The sequence below is a fragment of the Mycobacterium sp. 1245111.1 genome, assembly GCF_001673405.1.
Lineage (GTDB): Bacteria > Actinomycetota > Actinomycetes > Mycobacteriales > Mycobacteriaceae > Mycobacterium.
Genome location: NZ_LZLV01000102.1, coordinates 25,527 through 44,167, shown reverse-complemented (window position 1 = coordinate 44,167; position 18,641 = coordinate 25,527). Strand labels below are relative to the sequence as shown.

At 67.0% G+C, this 18,641-nt stretch carries 19 protein-coding genes; 6 read left to right on the top strand and 13 right to left on the bottom strand.

Translation table 11 applies throughout. From position 1 onward, the window contains the following. The first annotated feature begins 18 nt into the window (after positions 1 to 18). Together A5658_RS15130 and A5658_RS15125 are read left to right on the top strand one after the other, a co-directional pair. On the top strand, positions 19 to 1,416 hold the full coding sequence (locus A5658_RS15130) for a class II fumarate hydratase (RefSeq protein WP_067336443.1): 1,398 nt from the start codon (positions 19 to 21) through the stop codon (positions 1,414 to 1,416). Positions 1,417 to 1,418: 2 nt separating this feature from the next. Then, positions 1,419 to 1,883, top strand: a complete 465-nt coding sequence (locus A5658_RS15125; protein WP_067336440.1) for an ester cyclase — start codon at positions 1,419 to 1,421, stop codon at positions 1,881 to 1,883. 141 nt (positions 1,884 to 2,024) lie between these two features. Here the strand turns inward: A5658_RS15125 and A5658_RS15120 are convergent, their stop codons facing one another. The 6 genes from A5658_RS15120 to A5658_RS15095 all read right to left on the bottom strand — a co-directional run bounded on the left by A5658_RS15120 (position 2,025) and on the right by A5658_RS15095 (position 9,084). Next, positions 2,025 to 2,807 carry an alpha/beta fold hydrolase gene (locus tag A5658_RS15120; RefSeq protein ID WP_067336437.1) on the bottom strand — a complete coding sequence of 261 codons (783 nt, stop codon included), beginning with the start codon at positions 2,805 to 2,807 and terminating at the stop codon, positions 2,025 to 2,027. A 247-nt stretch (positions 2,808 to 3,054) separates the two neighbouring features. Beyond that, on the bottom strand, positions 3,055 to 3,837 hold the full coding sequence (locus A5658_RS15115) for a polysaccharide deacetylase family protein (RefSeq protein WP_369830531.1): 783 nt from the start codon (positions 3,835 to 3,837) through the stop codon (positions 3,055 to 3,057). Positions 3,838 to 3,964: 127 nt separating this feature from the next. Then, positions 3,965 to 5,260 carry a PhoH family protein gene (locus A5658_RS15110; RefSeq protein ID WP_197503137.1) on the bottom strand — a complete coding sequence of 432 codons (1,296 nt, stop codon included), beginning with the start codon at positions 5,258 to 5,260 and terminating at the stop codon, positions 3,965 to 3,967. 375 nt (positions 5,261 to 5,635) lie between these two features. Further along, a complete protein-coding gene (locus tag A5658_RS15105; RefSeq protein ID WP_067336429.1) occupies positions 5,636 to 6,466 on the bottom strand; it encodes an acyl-ACP desaturase in 831 nt (276 codons plus the stop codon). Positions 6,467 to 6,524: 58 nt separating this feature from the next. Then, complete coding sequence (glyA, locus tag A5658_RS15100; protein ID WP_067336426.1) at positions 6,525 to 7,808, bottom strand: serine hydroxymethyltransferase; 1,284 nt, start codon at positions 7,806 to 7,808, stop codon at positions 6,525 to 6,527. A gap of 58 nt (positions 7,809 to 7,866) precedes the next feature. Further along, positions 7,867 to 9,084, bottom strand: a complete 1,218-nt coding sequence (locus A5658_RS15095) for a DUF885 domain-containing protein (RefSeq protein WP_067336423.1) — start codon at positions 9,082 to 9,084, stop codon at positions 7,867 to 7,869. A gap of 58 nt (positions 9,085 to 9,142) precedes the next feature. On the opposite strand from A5658_RS15095, the gene coaA reads away from it, so the two are divergent. Beyond that, a complete protein-coding gene (coaA, locus tag A5658_RS15090) occupies positions 9,143 to 10,081 on the top strand; it encodes a type I pantothenate kinase (protein ID WP_067336421.1) in 939 nt (312 codons plus the stop codon). A 94-nt stretch (positions 10,082 to 10,175) separates the two neighbouring features. On the opposite strand, the gene A5658_RS15085 is transcribed toward coaA, so the two are convergent. The 3 genes from A5658_RS15085 to A5658_RS15075 form a co-directional block, all read right to left on the bottom strand. Next, the gene (locus tag A5658_RS15085; RefSeq protein WP_067336618.1) at positions 10,176 to 10,595 is read right to left on the bottom strand and encodes a hypothetical protein; all 420 of its coding nucleotides are present in this window, start codon (positions 10,593 to 10,595) and stop codon (positions 10,176 to 10,178) included. A 150-nt stretch (positions 10,596 to 10,745) separates the two neighbouring features. Continuing rightward, positions 10,746 to 12,107 (bottom strand): hypothetical protein, encoded by a 1,362-nt coding sequence (locus A5658_RS15080; protein ID WP_067336419.1) that lies wholly within the window; start codon positions 12,105 to 12,107, stop codon positions 10,746 to 10,748. Between the two features lie 65 nt (positions 12,108 to 12,172). Beyond that, on the bottom strand, positions 12,173 to 12,967 hold the full coding sequence (locus tag A5658_RS15075; protein ID WP_067336416.1) for a (2Z,6E)-farnesyl diphosphate synthase: 795 nt from the start codon (positions 12,965 to 12,967) through the stop codon (positions 12,173 to 12,175). A 73-nt stretch (positions 12,968 to 13,040) separates the two neighbouring features. Here A5658_RS15075 and A5658_RS15070 point away from each other — a divergent pair, with 73 nt between their 5' ends. After that, complete coding sequence (locus tag A5658_RS15070) at positions 13,041 to 13,769, top strand: hemolysin III family protein (RefSeq protein ID WP_369830530.1); 729 nt, start codon at positions 13,041 to 13,043, stop codon at positions 13,767 to 13,769. Here A5658_RS15070 and A5658_RS15065 read toward each other — a convergent pair whose 3' ends face one another. From A5658_RS15065 to mca, 4 genes are read right to left on the bottom strand one after another with little or no spacing between them, the layout of a single operon-like run. After that, complete coding sequence (locus A5658_RS15065; protein ID WP_067336413.1) at positions 13,770 to 14,141, bottom strand: nuclear transport factor 2 family protein; 372 nt, start codon at positions 14,139 to 14,141, stop codon at positions 13,770 to 13,772. A 10-nt stretch (positions 14,142 to 14,151) separates the two neighbouring features. Continuing rightward, complete coding sequence (locus A5658_RS15060; RefSeq protein ID WP_067336410.1) at positions 14,152 to 16,140, bottom strand: thioredoxin domain-containing protein; 1,989 nt, start codon at positions 16,138 to 16,140, stop codon at positions 14,152 to 14,154. Continuing rightward, positions 16,124 to 16,381 carry a hypothetical protein gene (locus A5658_RS15055; RefSeq protein WP_067336407.1) on the bottom strand — a complete coding sequence of 86 codons (258 nt, stop codon included), beginning with the start codon at positions 16,379 to 16,381 and terminating at the stop codon, positions 16,124 to 16,126. Before A5658_RS15055 ends, A5658_RS15060 begins: the two co-directional genes overlap by 17 nt. Then, on the bottom strand, positions 16,378 to 17,247 hold the full coding sequence (gene mca, locus A5658_RS15050) for a mycothiol conjugate amidase Mca (RefSeq protein ID WP_067336404.1): 870 nt from the start codon (positions 17,245 to 17,247) through the stop codon (positions 16,378 to 16,380). Before mca ends, A5658_RS15055 begins: the two co-directional genes overlap by 4 nt. Positions 17,248 to 17,350: 103 nt before the next feature. Here mca and A5658_RS15045 point away from each other — a divergent pair, with 103 nt between their 5' ends. After that, entirely contained in the window at positions 17,351 to 17,782 is a 432-nt protein-coding gene (locus A5658_RS15045) for a DUF4307 domain-containing protein (RefSeq protein WP_067336401.1), read from the top strand. Positions 17,783 to 18,042: 260 nt separating this feature from the next. After that, positions 18,043 to 18,537 (top strand): transcription elongation factor GreA, encoded by a 495-nt coding sequence (gene greA, locus A5658_RS15040; RefSeq protein ID WP_067336610.1) that lies wholly within the window; start codon positions 18,043 to 18,045, stop codon positions 18,535 to 18,537. The last annotated feature ends 104 nt before the right edge of the window (positions 18,538 to 18,641 follow it).

The window sequence follows — 18,641 nt, the reverse complement described above, 5'->3', positions numbered from 1 at the left end:
GAAGAGGAACTTCACCCTATGGGCGACACCGAATACCGCATCGAACACGACACCATGGGCGAGGTCCGGGTGCCGGCAAAAGCCTTGTGGCGCGCCCAGACTCAGCGTGCCGTCGAGAACTTCCCGATTTCCGGTCGCGGCCTCGAGCGCACCCAGATCCGCGCCCTGGGTCTGCTGAAGGGCGCCTGCGCGCAGGTCAACAAGGACCTCGGGCTGCTGGCCGCCGACAAGGCCGACGCGATCATCGCCGCGGCCGCGGAGATCGCCGACGGGAAGCACGACGACCAGTTCCCGATCGACGTGTTCCAGACCGGTTCGGGCACCAGCTCCAACATGAACACCAACGAAGTGATCGCCAGCATCGCCGCCGCCAACGGGGTGACCGTGCACCCCAACGACGACGTCAACATGTCGCAGTCGTCCAACGACACCTTCCCGACCGCCACCCACATCGCCGCCACCGAAGCCGCTGTGCGCCACCTCATCCCGGCGCTGCAGGTGCTGCACGACGCGCTGGCCGACAAGGCCCGCGAATGGCGCACGGTGGTCAAGTCGGGCCGCACACATCTGATGGACGCCGTCCCGGTGACGCTGGGCCAGGAGTTCTCCGGGTACGCCCGCCAGATCGAGGCCGGCATCGAACGGGTCCGCGCGTCGCTGCCCCGGCTGGGCGAACTGGCGATCGGCGGCACCGCCGTCGGCACTGGCCTCAACGCTCCCGACGGCTTCGGCGCCAAGGTCGTCCAAGCCCTCGTCAAAGACACTGGGCTTACCGAACTACGCACCGCGGCAAACTCTTTCGAGGCCCAAGCCGCCCGCGACGGGCTGGTCGAGGCGTCCGGCGCGTTGCGCACCATCGCGGTGTCGCTCACCAAGATCGCCAACGACGTGCGGTGGATGGGCTCGGGTCCGCTGACCGGCCTGGCCGAGATTCAGCTACCGGACCTACAGCCGGGCAGCTCGATCATGCCGGGCAAGGTCAATCCCGTTCTGCCCGAGGCGGTTACGCAGGTCGCCGCGCAGGTGATCGGCAATGACGCCGCCATCGCCGTCGGTGGTCTGTCCGGCGCGTTCGAGCTCAACGTCTACATCCCGATGATGGCCCGCAACATCCTTGAATCGTTCAAGCTGCTGAGCAACGTCTCGACGCTGTTCGCCGAGCGGTGCATCGTCGGCCTGAAGGCCAACGACGACCACCTGCGCGAGCTGGCCGAGTCGTCCCCGTCGATCGTCACACCGCTGAACTCGGCGATCGGCTACGAGGAAGCGGCGGCGGTGGCCAAGGAGGCGGTGAAGGAGAAGAAGACGATCCGCCAGGCGGTGATCGACCGCGGGCTGATCGGCGACAAGCTGTCCGAAGAGGAACTCGACCGCCGTCTCGACGTGCTTGCGATGGCCAAAGTCACCAAGGAGTAGCCATGCTGGACGACGGACTCCGCCAACGGCGCCTCGCGCTCATCGAAGAGCACATGAACACCGAGGTGACCAAGGAGTTCGATCGCACCCTGGCCACCTTCAATGGGCACCCGCGCTACGAGATCATGGCCACCGGCCAGGTTTTCGACGGCGCCGACGAGGTGATGAACTACTACCTCACCACCCGGACCGCGTTCCCCGATCAGCGGCACGAGAATGCGCGCTTCCACTTCACCGAGGACGCGGTGATCACCGAATTCGACCTGCTGGGAACCAATCTCGGCGAGTTCTACGGCATGCCGCCGACGGGCAAGTCATTCCGGGTGCCGATCATCGCGGTGTTCTTCTTCGACGGCGAGCGAATCACCAACGAGCGCATCTACTTTGACAGCGCCAGCCTGGTCACCCAGATCGGGCGTGGCGAGCTGCTGGCCCTGGCCGCGTCTGGCGAGCTGCCCGGGCAGTAGACGGCTTAGCCAACAATCCCACGCGCAGTGGCCGACGACGCATTCTTTTGTGGCGCCGAGCCTTTAGCGAACGCCCGGTTTTGTCACGGCCGTGGTCACCAGTCTTCAAAGTTCGTGTCGGAGTCGCGGTTACGGATTCCGCTACAATCCCTGGCCGCTGAGCCAACCGTCGATTCTTTCAGCCACTGCCTGCCATCCGGCTTCGAGCATCATGAGGTGGCCCATGTCGGGGAAAAGTTCTGCTTCTGCCTGGTAGATCTGCGCCACGGCTGACGCATCCCCGTCAATTCGCATGCCGTCGTGCTCAGCGCCGAGAACAAGCATGGGCATCCTTATGTGGCGGGCATCGGGAAGTCGGTTAGCCGTTTCGCGTACAGCGCGTGCGCTCTCTGGCTCCAAACGGGCGGCACAGGACCTGACGACGGAGTCTGGGGTCTGCGCCGAGAACCCAAACTCGCGAGCCAGCGCCGAAGTGGCAAACAGATCAACTGTGTTTCCGAAAGTGTTCGCACGCAACATCAGCCACGGATGACGGCGGAACACGCGGAATGCCCATCGCCGTAATCCCCGCGGTGTGCCGGGTGCCATGAGAACCCCGGCGGGGGCGTTTTGCTTCTCAAGGTACTTGAGTACGACCCAACAGCCTAGTGAGTGACCGATGGGCACTGGCGCTGTATCGAGCTCGGCTGCGACTGCGTGCACATCGTCGGCGTAGTCGGCAAGAGAACAAGACTTAAGAGGCTCACTCAAGCTGCTGGAGCCGTGGCCGCGCAGGCTCAGGGCGACGGCGCGGTACCCCTTGTCGGCGAAGAAATTCAGAAAATGGTCGTCCCAGACCTCTGCTGTGCTGCATGCGCCGTGAACGAAGAGCAACGGCACAGGATGCGATTCTGTCACCGACCCTCTGTTGATCACTTCGAGCATGGGTCCGTTCCTCCGATCAAGACCGCCAGGCAGGAATGGTAAGCGACGGGACGAGGGCGTTTGCCGCTTTCGCGCATCGTCGCCCAACGCCGGCACTCGACGTACCGGTCACGTCGGGACGTGGACGAGCGCCCGACGGTCTCGGAATAGACGATATGTCCGACGAGGACGGACTTGCTGCTACATGAAGCGATTTCCACCTGCTGCGAACTCATCGTGTCGCACCAAATTTCATCACCCCCAACAGCTAGCCGCCGTTGTTCGGTCCGCCCGAATTCTGGCCTGCGACATCGGTGATCGGGAAGTTCGGCATCGGCGGCGGTGACGGGGTGTTCGGCAGCGACGGAATCTCCGACGGCGGGATGTCGCGTAGCGCGTTGGCCGGTGGTCCGTTCTCGCGTGAGCCGTAGACGCTGCCCGGCGCCCGCGGTCCGAGCAACTGGCTGACCGTCACCAGGTGATAGTTGTTGGCCTTCAACACCGGGATGAACTGCTCGACGAGGTCGACCGTGCTCGAGTAGGTGTCGTGCAGCAGCACCACCGAGCCCGGCTTGATCTGCGCCATCAACACCTGGCGGCTGGCCGCGGTGTTGGAGTCGTTGATCCAGTCGAAAGGGATGACGTCCCAGAGGATTCCGGCCAACCCGGCCTTGGCGGCCTGCTCGTTGACGGCCGGATCGGTCAAACCGCCCGGTGGGCGCCACAAGTTCGGCGTCGTACCGGTGGCCGCGACGATCGCGTCGGTCGCCCGGGAGAACTGACTCGGGACGTCGGCGGGCGGCAGCGTCGTCATGTTGGGGTGTTCCCAGGTGTGGCTGCCCAATTCCATGCCCGCCTCGACCACCCGTTTGGCGCCCGCCGGGTTGGCCGCGACCTTATTGCCGATCTCGAAGAACGTCGCCTTGGCGTTGTTGGCTTTCAGGATGCCCAGCAGCCGGTCGGTGTAGGGCGTGGGTCCGTCGTCGAAGGTAAGCGCCACGCATTTGACCTGCGCGCAGTCGACGACGTCGTTGGCGTGCGCGAACCGCACGTGTCCGGTGAACGCTCCGACCCCGACGATGACCGAGGCCGCCGCGACCCCGGCCGCGGTACGCAGGTACCGCCACTTCTGGCTGTCGGGTCGCTTCGGCACTGCAGAAGCCTACAGAACTGCCGATCTAGATCGGAGCGCCGCTGATCTCTTCCAGCATCTCGGTGACCAGCGCCGCGATCGGCGAGCGCTCACTGCGCAGCAGCGTGATGTGCGCGAACAGCGGGTGCCCCTTGAGCTTTTCGACCACCGCCGCGACGCCGTCGTGGCGCCCCACCCGCAGGTTGTCGCGCTGAGCGACGTCGTGGGTCAGCACCACCCGCGAACCCGCGCCCAACCGGGACAGCACGGTCAGCAGCACGTTGCGTTCCAGCGACTGCGCTTCGTCGACGATCACGAAGGAGTCGTGCAGCGAACGCCCGCGGATGTGCGTTAGCGGTAACACCTCGAGCATGCCGCGGGACAGCACCTCCTCGAGCACGGCGGGGCTGGCCAACCCTTCGAGGGTGTCGAAGACGGCCTGCGCCCACGGGCCCATCTTTTCGCTTTCGCTGCCGGGCAGGTAACCCAGTTCCTGGCCGCCGACCGCATACAGCGGACGGAACACGACGACCTTGCGCTGGCTGCGTCGTTCCAGCACGGCTTCCAGGCCGGCGCACAGCGCCAGCGCCGACTTGCCGGTGCCGGCCTTGCCGCCCAGCGACACGATGCCGACCGATTCGTCGAGCAGCAGATCCAGCGCCACCCGCTGCTCGGCGGAGCGCCCACGCAGCCCGAACACCTCACGGTCGCCTCGGACCAGTTGGACCTTCTTGTGCGCGTTCACCCGGCCGAGCGCATGCGAGCTACCGGCCAGCAGCCGAATGCCGGTGTGGCAGGGCAGGTCCCGCGCGCCCTCCAGGTCGACCTCGCCGTCGGCGAACAGTGCGTCGATGTCGTCGGCGCTGGTTTCCAGCTCCGTCATACCGGTCCAGCCGGAGACCACGACGTCCTGCGCGTGGTATTCGTCGGCGGCCAAGCCCACCGCGCCCGCCTTGACGCGCAGCGGAATGTCCTTGCTGACCAACGTGACTCGCTTGCCTTCGGCGGCAAGGTTGGCCGCGCAGCACAGGATTCGGGAGTCGTTGGTGTCGGTGCGGAAACCGGCCGGCAGCACTGAAGGGTCGCTATGGTTGAGCTCGACGTGCAGCGTACCGCCTTGTGTCCCAACGGGAATGGGCTGATCGAGTCGGCCGTGCTCGATGCGGAGATCGTCGAACAAGCGCAACGCCTGACGGGCGAACCAGCCCAGCTCGTGATGGTGGCGTTTGGCCTCCAACTCACTGATCACCACTAGCGGAACCACCACTTCGTGTTCGGCGAAGCGGGAGCAGGCCCACGGATCGGACAGCAATACCGACGTGTCGAGCACGTAGGTCCTGATGGTGTCCTGTCCGATTGTGTCCGATAAAGGCGCCGGAGAATCCGTCACGAGCACTCCTGGAAGCTCATCGCCCGGCTCGCTGCCGCATGCGGGTGGTATCCCCAACCCCACCCAAACGCGCGAGGCTTTCTCACCGGGCTGCATGCCCGTGCGGCCCGCACGGACGAATCGGCGGGGGCCGCGGCGCAAGGACCGGGGCCGGCGGTCCTTCCGAGGTTGAGTCGGGAGGCGCCGCCCGGATAGCAGAGCGTGTCGCTAGCCATCGAGAGCGACGGTACCCGCGTCGGCGCATCCGTGCCGCGCAGGCGCGCCGGAGACGATGCAGAGCGCGGAGCGCGATGAGGAGGAGCGGCGCCGAAGTCCCCGCCGAAGTGGTTAGCCGATGACGTACTGGCGCAGGGCGGGCTCGTCGGCCACGCCCCAGGCGGTGATGCGGTCGGAGATGACCTGCTTGAGTTGGTCGGGGCCGAAAATGCCTGCCTCGGCGACGATTCGCACCTTGTCGGCGTACGCGTCGATGTCGGCGCCGACGACCTCCATCTCGGCCGCGCGGGCCGCGATGGCCGCGATCGTCTCGTCGCGCGAGTAGGTGAGCAGGTGCGCGACGAGATTGGCGAAGAACTCCTCGTGCCGCATTTCGTCGCGGGCGATATGGGTGATGAGCCCGGCCAGCACTGGCTCCTCGATCTGCGCCGCCAGGTTGTTGCAATACACCGCGTGCGCAGCCTCGAAGAACGCCATGAAGGCCAGCGTCTCGATCTGCGAGTAGTGGTCGGCGCGGTAACCCTTCTCCGATACATGCGCGAAGCGCACGTGCTCGTTGGCGGTGGGGTCGATCTCGCGGGTCACCACGAAGTACTCGCGCAGCGCGATCGCGTGCAGGTGTTCCTCGGCGGTCCACCGGCCGATCCACTGGCCCCAGTTGTCTTCGAGGATGAAGTGCTCGACGAATTCGCGGTGGTAGCCGGCCAGGTTGTCTTTGGTGATGAGCAGGACCTCGCACGCGTCGGTGATGGCTTTCGGCAACGTCACCTGCGACGGATCCCAGTCCCGGCCGCCCAGGAAGGCGAAGTTCTCGCCCTGCTCGAACGGCACGAAGTCGTGGGCGAACCAGATCTGCTCGGTCTCGATGTGACGGTCGATGTTCTCACCGACCACCGGCTCGAGTTCGAGCATCAATGCGTCAGCAACGGGTTTGATCGCCATAAAAGTAACTATAACCCGCGTACACAGTTATCCGAAATCTGACCCGGCTCGTTGCCGATCAGACGAGCGACCAGTCCTCCAGGCCGTCGTACAGCGGGAACTCCCTGGCCAGACGGGTGACGCGGTCGCGCAGCGACGATACTTTCCCTTCAGAGGCGCTGGCGCCCATAGCCAGTGCGGTGGCGATGATGTCGGCGACCTCGCTGAACTCGGCGTCGCCGAAACCGCGGGTGGCCAACGCCGGGGTGCCTACCCGCAGGCCGGACGTGACCATCGGGGGCCGCGGGTCGTTGGGGACCGCGTTGCGGTTGACCGTGATGCCGACATCGTGCAGCAGGTCCTCGGCGGCCTGACCGTCCAGCGGCGAGTCACGCAGGTCGACCAGCACCAGGTGGACGTCGGTGCCGCCGCTGACCACCGAGACGCCGGCCTTGGCGACGTCGGCCGCCAGCAGTCGCTCGGCGATAATCCGCGCGCCGGACAGCGTGCGCTGCTGGCGTTCGATGAACTCCGGGGTGCCCGCGATTTTCAGCGCCACGGCCTTGGCCGCGATCACGTGCATCAGCGGGCCACCTTGCTGGCCGGGGAACACCGCGGAGTTGACCGACTTCGCGTACTCCTGCTTGCCCACGATCAGACCGGATCGCGGGCCGCCCAACGTCTTGTGCACGGTGGTGGAGACGATGTCGGCGTGCGGCACCGGCGACGGGTGCAACCCTGCGGCGACCAGCCCGGCGAAGTGCGCCATGTCCACCCACAGCTTGGCGTCGACCTCGTCGGCGATCGCCTTGAACGCGGCGAAGTCCAGGATCCGCGGGTAGGCCGACCACCCGGCGATGATCACCTTCGGCCGGAACTCGCGCGCCGTGGCGCGCACCGCGTCCATGTCGACCCGGTGGGTCGTGGGGTCGACGCTGTAAAAGCCGGTCTGGTAAAGCTTCCCGGAGAAGTTCAGCTTCATGCCGTGCGTCAGGTGGCCGCCGTTGGCCAGGTCCATCCCGAGCAGGCGCTCCCCCGGCGACATCAGCGCATGCAGCACCGCGGCGTTGGCCTGGGCACCGGAGTGCGGTTGCACGTTGGCGAAGTCGGCGCCGAATAGCGCCTTGGCCCGGTCGCGAGCGATGTTCTCGACGACGTCGACGTACTCGCAACCGCCGTAGTAGCGCCGGCCCGGCAGTCCCTCGGCGTACTTATTGGTCAGCACGCTGCCCTGGGTCTGGAGCACCGCCCGCGGCACGAAGTTCTCCGACGCGATCATCTCGAGCGTGTCGCGCTGGCGCCCAAGCTCCTTGCCGAGCAGCTCGGCGATATCGGGGTCGACGTCGGCCAACGGCGCCAACATCGCAGTGGACTTGGAGGAACGAGTGCGGGCATCGGGTGCGGCAGTCACGCCCGTCAGTCTAAGCGGGCATCGACGACGGCACGAACGGCTCGTCGAGCAAACGGCCGAAGCGTTCCACCAGGCTGACGCCCGTGGGCCGATCGTCGAGCCAGCCCCGCAACAGCCGATAGCCCTCGACGTAGGTGCTGGTGTAGGCGCGCCACAGCGGCGACGACAGGAACCGCAGCATCTGCCGGGCCCGGGTGTCGTTGACCAGCAGCCAGCGCCGGAGGAACTCCGCGACCTCGTCGGCGTCGCGATGCTCGTCGTGCAGCATCAACGCCGCGTCCTGTCGCACACTGGCCAGCGCCGCCGACGCCTCGGACACCGCCTCGGCACGCTCGCCGTCGAAACGCAGCCCGAGGTCGGCGTAGATGTCGCTGGCCCAGCTCCCCCAGCCCGCGCCGATCGCCGCGTACAGCGCCAGGTCGGCCAGGCCCTCGGCCATCAGGCACTGCGGGGTGTTCACCAGGAAGATGGTCTGCTCGGCCTGGCCTTTGCGATGAACCAGGCCCGCCTCCTTGCGGCAGTGCTCGGTGTGGTGGCCCGGGTAGGACTCGTGGGCCACCAGCCGCGGCAGGTTGGACATCAACTGTTTGAGGTCGGCGTTGACGGCCACCGTCGAGCGGTAGTCGCCCAGGTAGTAGTTGAATCCCGACCACGGCTTGTCAGTCACGACCTGGTATTCGACAGTTTCGGTGTCCGGCAGCGGGTACTCGGCGCGGACCCGGTCGCGCAACGCGCTGGAGAACGCGTCGATGCACGCCGCCAACTTCTCGGGCGGGATCTCCTCGCCGACGCGGTGGGCTTCCATCCGGTCGGCCAGCGGGCCGGTGCCGCCCAGCGCCTCGTCGAGGCGGGCGTGCGCCTGGCGGTATGTCTCGGGGTCGCCCTTGCCGATGCGCACGTCGAAGTAGGCGTGGACTTCGTCGACGAACCCGATGTCTTCGCCGGCGAATTTGCGGGCCGCGCATTCCAGCGCCCGCAGATGTGCGCCCAGGTAGTCGGCGCGCTGGGAGTCGAGGCCCCCCACATCACTGCGGCGGGGCACATCCGGCAATGCGGCGAGCAGTCGCGCGGCCTGGCGGGCCAGCTCGGCCGGCGCGGGTGCCGGCTCGTTGGCCACCGTCTGGCGCAGCGCCGGATCGCCGGTGAAGGCGTCGACGTAGCCCTGCTCGATCCGGTCGAAACGCAGACCAAGGAGCAGGTACTCGCGGATCAGCGCGTCAGGTTCCACGACGTCTAACGCTATCCCAGCAGTCCGAGGCTCCGCCCATGCTGCAAGACTGACTGTCATGCCGCGGCCCAGCGAGCCGAGCCCCTACGTGGAGTTCGATCGACGACAGTGGCGCGCGCTCCGTATGTCGACGCCGCAGCCCCTGACCGAAGAGGAAATCGTCGGTCTGCGCGGCATCGGCGAGCAGGTCAACCTCCGCGAGGTCGAAGAGGTCTACCTGCCGCTGGCGCGACTCCTGCACCTCCAGGTCGCGGCCCGGCAGAGGTTGTTCCAGGCGACGGCGGAGTTCCTCGGCGAACCACAGCAGAATCCCGACCGGCCGGTGCCGTTCATCATCGGGGTGGCCGGCAGCGTGGCCGTCGGCAAGTCGACGACGGCCCGTGTGCTGCAGGCGTTGCTGGCCCGCTGGGATCATCACCCACGCGTCGACCTGGTCACCACCGACGGGTTTCTCTACCCGAATGCCGAGCTGAGTCGTCGAAACCTGATGCACCGCAAGGGTTTTCCGGAGAGCTACGACCGGCGGGCGCTCATGCGGTTCGTCACCTCGGTGAAATCGGGCTCGGACTACGTGTGCGCGCCGGTGTATTCACACCTGCACTACGACCGGGTGCCCGACGCCAAGCAGGTGGTCCGCCACCCCGACATCCTGATCCTCGAGGGTCTGAACGTGCTGCAGACCGGGCCGACGCTGATGGTGTCGGACCTGTTCGACTTCTCGCTCTATGTCGACGCCCGGATCGAGGACATCGAGCAGTGGTACATCTCGCGGTTCCTCGCGATGCGCTCGACGGCATTCGCCAATCCGGCGTCGCACTTCCACCACTATGCGGGGCTGACCGACCAGCAGGCCGACATCGCGGCCAAGGACATCTGGCGATCGATCAACCGGCCCAACCTGATCGAGAACATCCTGCCGACCCGACCACGCGCCACCCTGGTGTTGCGCAAGGACGCCGATCACTCCATCAACCGGCTGCGGTTGCGCAAGCTGTGATGCCGCACAACTCGACGTTCGGCACGCAACAAGCCGATGCGGGGACGCTCGCCGCAACCTCTGACAGCGGCGCCCCGCACCGGCGGGACGGGAGCTACGCCGGCAGGCGGCGCACTCCGAGGTATTGCAGGTAGGCCATCAGCGCGAAGTAGCCGGCGGTGGCCAGCGTCGCGGCGACACCGGCCGCGGTCAGCGGCAACACGCCTGCGGCGACCACGGCGAGCGTCGCCACCGCCAGAACGACATTGCCGACGATCAGGCCGCGGCCCACGCGGCGCAGATCGGGCACCGCGGCAAACCCGTAGACGGCCAGGCCCGCGAGCACAAGCAGTGCGCCGCCGCTGAATTCGGTGAGCGAGCTCAGTCCGGTCAGCGCGGAGAGTGGGTCAGCCATCAAGGCGATAAAGAGGCCGATCGCGCCGCTCAGCGTTGCGTCGAGCCGCAGTGCGAAACGCAACAGGGAATCGGTCGAGTCGTCGAATGGCCGGGCGGCCAGTGGAGTAACAGCGGTCATGTTCGGAAACTCCTTGCGATATCGGGTCGATCGCTTCTGAGCCTGCCGTTGGGGGACTGCCAGATCGACGCGAAGCACTGCCAGGCACTGCCATGCGCAGGTCAACTGAGTGATCCTGGCCACGTATTCCGCAGCTAGCCGGGCTAACGGCTAGCTGGAGACGGCCACCCTGCCGCGCAGATCTGCGGCGATCAGCTTGGCTGCGGCGTTTTGCCAGTTGTGTAGCGAGCGTTGGGGTACCTCGGTGACGAACCACTGCCACGCCTGACGCGCGGTCGGATCCAGGCCGGCTGCGGTGGCGTTCTGGGCATAGGCGCGCACCCCGACGACGTACGGGAAGTACAGCGAGTTGTAGTGGCGCCACTCCTCGCTGGTGCCGAAGTCGCCGCCGTCGCGGGGTTTGAGCGCCGCGATCCGGTCGGCCAGCAACGCCTTGAGTTCGATGGCCCGCTCCAGCGGTTGATCGGGGGCGCCGCGGGCGGCCAGCCGCTCGTCGATGCAGGGCAGCGCGGTCAGCGGATTGGCGACGAGCTTGGACAGGTCGCCGTAGTGGCCCAGTGCGCGGCGGGTCAGCCGGGCGAACGTGTCGTCGTCGAAGCGCTCCAGCGGGTCGGCCAACCGCAGTGGCAGCGCGGACTGGGTGCGGCGCAACGTGTCTCGATGGGCCCGCAGCAACGGCGCCCGCGAGAACACCATCCGGTCGAGCAGGCCGGCCAGCGGGTCGGCCAGCACCTGCACCGACGCCGCGATCGCCAGGCTGGTGAACAGCAGGACGGTCAAGGCGACCTGCGCGGTGCTCTCGCGACGCGTCAACGCGATCGCGATCAGCATCTGGCCGCCGAGCAGCGCGACGACCATCCCGGTGCCGGTGAACGAGCGCAGCATGTCGGCACGCAGCGCCTGGCCCTCGTCGAAGGCGTCCCACAGCGCCACCGCGACACCGAGGCAGAACACGTCGCAGCCCGTCGACGCCAACGCCAGCCAGCTCGGCACCACGCCCAGCGGGATGACCAGGATCGCATTGGCCAACGCGAAGAACATCGTCGCGGTGACGATCAGCCCGACCATCGGAATCTTCTGCGTTCGGTGTCGCAGGGCCGCGACCATCGCGCACAGCGTCGACACCGAGATCACGCCGCACATCACCAGGTGACCCAGCCGCAGCGGGCCGGCGACGCTGCCGGCCAGCGTCGCACCGACCAGCGTCAGCGCGCCCACCAAAGCGACCAGCAACACCTCGCCGGTGCGCCCGCGATCGCCGTCGCTCGGCCGGGCCAGTTCGAGAAGGACCGCGAACCAGGCCACCCCGGGAACCGCGACCAGATAGATCTCGACGTGACCAAGCAGCGCGGAGTGGGTGAGCAGCCGCACCGCGTCCAGCGCGACGACCGTCGCGAAACTGCACAGGCCGACCGCGGAGAACACGAGCACCGGCTTGCGCGGATTGCGGGCCAACAGATACAGCCCCAGCCACCAGCTCAGCGAGAACACGAAAGCTGAGAGCGCAGCCATGTTCTCAGTGTGCCAAACCTCGTTCCCTGAAGGCGACCCGCTGCGCCGCGCTGGCGATCGCCGGGCTAGGCGCCGTAGCGGCGGTGCCGCTGGCTGTAATCGCGCAGCGCGCGCAGGAAGTCGACCCGGCGGAACGCCGGCCAGTGCGCTTCGGTGAACCACATTTCCGAATACGCGCTCTGCCACAACAGGAATCCGGACAGCCGCTGCTCCCCCGATGTCCGGATCACCAGATCGGGGTCGGGCTGACCGGAGGTGTAGAGGTTCTCGGAGATGCCGTCGACGGTGATGGCTTCGACGAGTTCCTCGCCGGTGGCCCCGTTGGCGATCGCCTTGCCCAGCAGCGCGCGTACCGCGTCGGTGATCTCCTGCCGGCCGCCGTATCCGACCGCGACGTTGACGTGGAAGTTGCCCTCGTCGGCGGCGGCGGTGCCCTCTACCGCGCCACGCAGCCGACGCGCGGGCTCCTCGCCGATCAGCTCCAAATCCCCGACCGTGCGCACACTCCAGCCGTTGGCCGGCGCGCAAATCTCCTCGACGACGTCGGTGATGATCTCGATCAGCGCTGCCAACTCGGCCGGATCGCGGCGCAGGTTCTCGGTGGAAAGCAAATAGACGGTGGCCATTTCGATGCCGGCCTCTTGGCACCAGCGCAGCATCTCGGCGATCTTGGCGGCGCCCATCCGATACCCGTAGCTGACGTCTTCATAGCCGGCGTCGCGGGCCCAGCGGCGGTTACCGTCGCACAGCACGGCGATGTGACGCGGCAGCGCGGATTTCGACGCGGCCAGTCCTTGCCGCAGCCGCAACTCGTAGAGCCGATATAACGGCTCCTTGACGCGCGGCGGAATGATCTCCACAGCGATCCAGATTACTGTGGGCGCAAGTACCCATCGGCGTTAAGGAGTGCTGTTGAGTCGCGAGACCGATGTGATCAGTTCATCCCACACAACCGGGCCGAGCAGCACCGTCGGCGAGGTCGCCGAGCACATTGTCGACGGCGTCAAAGACACCGCCCAGGCACTGGTCAAGCCCCGGGCGCGGGGCTGGATCCACCTGGTTTCGGCGGTGCTCGCGGTGTTCGCCGGCGCGTCGCTGATCTCCGTCTCGTGGCCGCTGGCCGGACTCGCGGCGGGCCTGTCCACGTTCGTCTACACCGGCGCGGTGGTGGGCATGTTCACGGTCAGCGCGGTCTATCACCGCGTTACCTGGAAATCGGTGAAGGTCCGCACCTGGATGAAGCGGCTCGACCACTCGATGATCTTCGTGCTGATCGCGGGCACCTATACGCCGTTCGCCGTGCTGGCCATGCCGCACGAGTCGGGCGTGCTGGTGCTCTGGATGGTGTGGGGTGGTGCCCTGGCCGGGGTGCTGCTCAAGATGTGCTGGCCGACCGCGCCGCGCTGGGTGGGTGTGCCGCTGTATCTGGTCCTCGGCTGGGTCTCGGCGTTCTACATCGCGGTGATCCTGCACAACGCTGGCGTCACGGCGATGGTGCTGCTGGCCGTCGGCGGCACGCTGTACAGCATCGGCGGCATCATGTATGCGCTGCGCTGGCCCGACCCGTGGCCGAACACGTTCGGGTATCACGAGTTCTTCCACGCCTGCACCGTGATCGCCGCGACCTGCCACTACATCGCGATCTGGTTCGCGGTTTTCTGATCAGAGCTGGGTGACGCTCTCGGGTGACCAGTAGGCCTTCATCGAGCTGATCTTGCCCTCGCTGTCGAACACCATCACGTCGATCGGCTCGATCACCATCTTGGTGTCGCCGGCGGTGACGGTCAGCTTGAAGTGGAACGCCGCCTCGTGGCCGGCCACCCGCAGCGTGACCAATTCGCATTGGCGCGCAACGCCTTCCATCGCGGAGTAAAAGCCGCGAATCGCCTGGCGGCCGATGTGAACCTCACCGCCCACCGGGTCTTCGACGGTGGCGTCGTCGGCGTACAGCTCGACGAGGTCATCCGCGGTTCCGTTGCTGACCAGGCTGATGTAGCTGTTGACGACGGCGGTGATCTGTTCGGCACTCGGCATGGGTGGGAGGCTACCGGGCGAGTGCGGCGGCCAGGTCCGCGGCGCGCGTGACCGGAAGATCGCAGACGCGGCCGCGGCATACGTAGGCCGCATCGGCGTCGCCGATCAGGTCGCGGCCGGCCAGCAGCGGCGACGAGTCCAGCGCGCCGCCGACCACTATCGTGCCGCCGGGAGCGATCCGGCGGGCGTCGGCCAGCAGCGGCGAGTCCGGGCCAGAGCAGGCCACCGCGATCTGCAACGGTCCTCGCACGGCGGCCTCCGCGACGGCCAGCCAATGCCCGGCCGAGCGCGGCGCGCGGGCCAGCAGCACCGAATGTGCCTGCAGCGTGGTGGCGGCTGCGTCCAGGTAGCGCTCCTCGCCGGCCAAATGTGCCGCAGTGAGCAATGCCTCGGCGATCGCCGACGCGCCCGACGGGGTCGCACCGTCGTAGGGGTCGGCCGGCCGCACCACCAGCTGCTCGGCATCGTCGGCGCTGTCGAACCAGTGGCCCGGCCGGTCACGATCGGTGAAGTGCGCCAACGCATTATCGAGCAGCACTGTCGCGGAGGCCAGCCACGTGGCATTCGGGGTCAGCTGGTACACCGCGAGCAGACCGGTGGCAAGCATCGCGTAATCCTCGAGAATGGCCGCGCTTTCGCCGACCTGGCCGGCAAGGCTGGCCCGACGCAGTCGCCCGTCCACCAGATGCAGGCGCAGTAACGCCTTCGCGCAATCTGCTGCGGCGGCTGCGAATTCGGGCGCGGCCAGCGCCACGCCGGCTTCGGCCAGCGCGGTGATCGCGAGGCCGTTCCAGGAGGTGACGACTTTGTCATCGCGGGGCGGTTGGGGCCTGGCCGACCGCGCGGACAGCAGCGCTGCCCGGACACGCTCGAGGCGGTCGGCGTCGTCGGGGTCGACGCGTCGCTGCAGCACCGATGCGCCGTCCTCAAAGGTTCCGGCGTGGGTGATCTCGAAAATCGAAGCGGCCCAACGTCCGTCTTCATTACCCAGGATCGTGACCAGCTCGGTTGGTGTCCAGACGTAGGTCGAGCCCTCGCGGCCGTCGGCGTCGGCGTCCAGTGACGACGTGAACATGCCGCTGTCGTCGCGCAGTTCGTCGAGCATGAACCGCGCGGTCTCGGCGGTTACGCGGCGCGCCAGCGGGTCGCCGGTGCGGCGGGCCCAGTGCGCGTAAGCTCGCAACAGCAACGCGTTGTCGTACAACATCTTCTCGAAATGCGGTACCACCCAAGCGTTGTCGACACTGTAGCGAGCGAATCCACCGGCCAGTTGGTCGTACATCCCGCCGCGGGCCATCGCGGTCCCAGCGCGCTGGACCGCGGCCAGAGCGTGCGGCGAGCCGGTCCGCTCCCAATGCCGAAGCAGTGCCTCGAGCAACGCCGAGGGAGGGAATTTCGGCGCACCGCCGAACCCGCCGTGCTCAGTGTCCTCGTCGCGCAGCACCGCGGCGACGGCATGGTCCAGCAGGGCGGGCTCGATCTGCAGACCCGCGTCGGGCAGACCGGAAACCATCGACCGCAATTCGCCCGCGATTCGGTCGGACGCCTGCTCGACCTCGCTACGGCGGTCCCGCCACGTTGCCGACACCGCCGAAAGTAACTGCAGGAAACCGGCTTTGGGATAGTAGGTGCCACAGAAGAACGGCCGCCCGTCGGGCGTCAGGAAGCATGTCATGGGCCAGCCGCCCTGCCCGGTGAGCGCGACGGTGGCGTTCATGTAGACCGCGTCGATGTCGGGCCGTTCCTCGCGGTCCACCTTGATGCAGACGAAGCCGGCGTTCATCGCCGCAGCCACCTCGTCGTCCTCGAATGACTCGTGGGCCATCACGTGGCACCAGTGGCAGGCCGCGTAGCCGATCGAAAGCAGCACCGGCACATCACGTTCGGCGGCCTCGGCTAGCGCGGCCGGCGACCACTGCCGCCAGTGCACCGGGTTGTCGGCGTGCTGGCGGAGGTAGGGGCTGGCCGCCCCCGCCAGTTGATTACCCGCTGGACTCATGCGGCGGTTGATCGATCGTGCCGTCGTCGACGGCCTGATCGGGCTCGGGGTGCTGCGGGTCGAAAGACTCCGGCAACTTCTTCAAGTGCCGGTTCATCGAGCGCACCAGAAACACCACGGCGATCAGCAACAGCACCACGACCAGCAGCCCGAACGGGCTGGCCTTCCCGAAGTCCGGTCCGCTGTTGTGTGGTCCGTCCTCGGCCAGCAGCGCCAACGCGGTAAGCGGTAAGTGCGTCACAGCTCCTCGATTCCGGCGAACAGGTCGGTTTCGGGCAGTCGGACCGGAACACGCGAGCGGGCCAGCTCGAATTCCTCGGTAGGCCAGAGCTCCTGCTGCCAGGAGATCGGCGCGGCGAAGAAATCGCCCTTAGGGTCGATCTGGGTGGCATGCGCGCGCAGCGCGTCGTCCCGCTGGCTGAAGTACGCCGAGCACTCGACACGCGTGGTCACCCGGTCGGCGTGAACGTCGTGCGCGGGATCCCAATGTTTGAGCCACTTCTCGAACGGCCCCGTCTGGCCGCGCTTGGCGAACTCGTCCTGCAGCTTCTGCATCCGCTGGCGCAGGAATCCGTGGTTGTAGTACAGCTTTGCTACCGACCACACCGGGCCCGCCTCGGGAAAGCGTCGATAGTCGCCAGCGGCCTCGTAGGCGGCCACCGAAACCTGGTGGCAACGAATGTGATCGGGGTGGGGGTAGCCGCCGTTCTCGTCGTAAGTGGTCATCACGTGCGGCCGGAATTCGCGCACCACTCGGACCAGCGCCTCGGTGGACACCTCCAGCGGCGTCAGCGCGAAGCAGTCCTCCGGCAACGGAGGTGGCGGGTCCCCCTGTGGCAGGCCGGAGTCGACGAAGCCGAGCCAGGTGTGCTCGACGCCGAGGATTTCGGCGGCCTTGGCCATCTCGTCGCGGCGGATGTCAGCGATGCGTCCGTGTATTTCCGGCAGATCCATCGCCGGGTTAAGGATGTCGCCGCGCTCGCCCCCGGTCAGGGTGACCACCAACACGCGGGCGCCCTCGTCCGCGTAACGGGCAAGGGTGGCAGCACCCTTGCTGGACTCGTCGTCCGGGTGGGCGTGCACCGCCATCAACCGCAGTTCGCTCACGTGCTCCCTGACTGTGTGCTGTCTTTCGCGCCTATAGTTCCAGGTCTAATAGTTCCATCCCGGACGCCGGGTCCCCCAAACCCCCGGCGTCGACCAAGACACCATGACTGAACGCTCGTCAGGCCCGCCGCAATCCCGCTACGGGCGCCGCCCCGTGTCCCGGCCGTCGCGGCGTTGGTTCATCGCGCTGTCGGTCGTGGTTGTCGCGGCCGGTGTGGCTGTCGCGCTGATCGCCTACCAGCGTCTGGGCCGCGGTGACGTCGAAGGCACGCTGGCCGGCTACCGGTTGATCGACAACCAGACCGTCTCAGTAACGATCAGCGTGACCCGAAAAGACCCGTCGCGACCGGTCGATTGCATCGTGCGGGTACGCGCCAAAGACGGCAGTGAGACGGGCCGGCGCGAGGTGCTGGTTCCGCCGTCGACGCAGGCAACCGTGCAGGTGACGACGGTGCTGAAGTCCAGCAAGCCCGCGGTCGTCGGCGACATCTACGGCTGCGGCACCGATGTGCCCGACTATCTGCGCGCGCCCTGACCCGCGCGCCGGCGAGCAAACTGCGAACTGCGCGTTGGATTGCTAAAAGTGCCCTCGGCCATCGCGCCGACGGTGGTAGGCTGTTCGGATGCACGGTTCCGGCTGGGACCGTGTATTGCTGCATTAGCGGCCATGTGCCGCCCAGGGGGTTCGCCCGACTACTGAGGTCGGCAGTACCCGTGGTGGAACCGCCCGGCAGCACGACCGACAGCCTGCGCGGCGGTATACCGCCCCACCGACACCACAAGGAGCACGACGAGATGACGGACACCCAGGTGACCTGGTTGACCCAGGAGTCACACGATCGACTCAAGTCCGAGCTCGATCAGTTGATCGCGAATCGTCCGATCATCGCCGCGGAAATCAACGACCGGCGCGAGGAAGGCGATCTGCGCGAGAACGGCGGCTACCACGCCGCCCGCGAAGAACAGGGCCAGCAGGAGGCCCGCATTCGCCAGTTGCAGGACCTGCTGAACAACGCCAAGGTCGGTGAGGTGCCCAAGCAGTCCGGCGTCGCACTGCCCGGCTCGGTCGTGAAGGTCTACTACGACGGCGACAAGTCGGACACCGAGACGTTCCTGATCGGCACCCGCGAGCAGGCCGTCAACGACGGCAAGCTCGAGGTGTACTCACCGAACTCGCCGCTGGGCGGCGCGCTGATCGACGCCAAAGAAGGTGAGACGCGCAGCTACACGGTCCCCAACGGCAACACCGTCAAGGTGACTCTGGTCAGCGCGGAGCCTTACCACTCGTAGATCTTTGCGCGAGTGTCGGCCGGGTTAGTCGCGGCCGAAAATTGAGTAGTGCGCTACTCAGGTGTGTCCCCGAGATATCGGCTTAGGCTGCGCGAACTAATCGC

Excerpts from the sequence above, each read along its gene's own strand:
- A5658_RS15130 (WP_067336443.1), top strand. The coding sequence starts at position 19 with ATGGGCGACACCGAATACCGCATCGAACACGACACCATGGGCGAGGTC.
- A5658_RS15125 (WP_067336440.1), top strand. The coding sequence starts at position 1,419 with ATGCTGGACGACGGACTCCGCCAACGGCGCCTCGCGCTCATCGAAGAG.
- A5658_RS15120 (WP_067336437.1), bottom strand. The coding sequence starts at position 2,807 with ATGCTCGAAGTGATCAACAGAGGGTCGGTGACAGAATCGCATCCTGTG.
- A5658_RS15105 (WP_067336429.1), bottom strand. The coding sequence starts at position 6,466 with ATGGCGATCAAACCCGTTGCTGACGCATTGATGCTCGAACTCGAGCCG.
- glyA (WP_067336426.1), bottom strand. The coding sequence starts at position 7,808 with ATGTTGGCGCCGTTGGCCGACGTCGACCCCGATATCGCCGAGCTGCTC.
- coaA (WP_067336421.1), top strand. The coding sequence starts at position 9,143 with ATGCCGCGGCCCAGCGAGCCGAGCCCCTACGTGGAGTTCGATCGACGA.
- A5658_RS15085 (WP_067336618.1), bottom strand. The coding sequence starts at position 10,595 with ATGACCGCTGTTACTCCACTGGCCGCCCGGCCATTCGACGACTCGACC.
- A5658_RS15080 (WP_067336419.1), bottom strand. The coding sequence starts at position 12,107 with ATGGCTGCGCTCTCAGCTTTCGTGTTCTCGCTGAGCTGGTGGCTGGGG.
- A5658_RS15065 (WP_067336413.1), bottom strand. The coding sequence starts at position 14,141 with ATGCCGAGTGCCGAACAGATCACCGCCGTCGTCAACAGCTACATCAGC.
- A5658_RS15060 (WP_067336410.1), bottom strand. The coding sequence starts at position 16,140 with ATGAGTCCAGCGGGTAATCAACTGGCGGGGGCGGCCAGCCCCTACCTC.
- A5658_RS15045 (WP_067336401.1), top strand. The coding sequence starts at position 17,351 with ATGACTGAACGCTCGTCAGGCCCGCCGCAATCCCGCTACGGGCGCCGC.
- greA (WP_067336610.1), top strand. The coding sequence starts at position 18,043 with ATGACGGACACCCAGGTGACCTGGTTGACCCAGGAGTCACACGATCGA.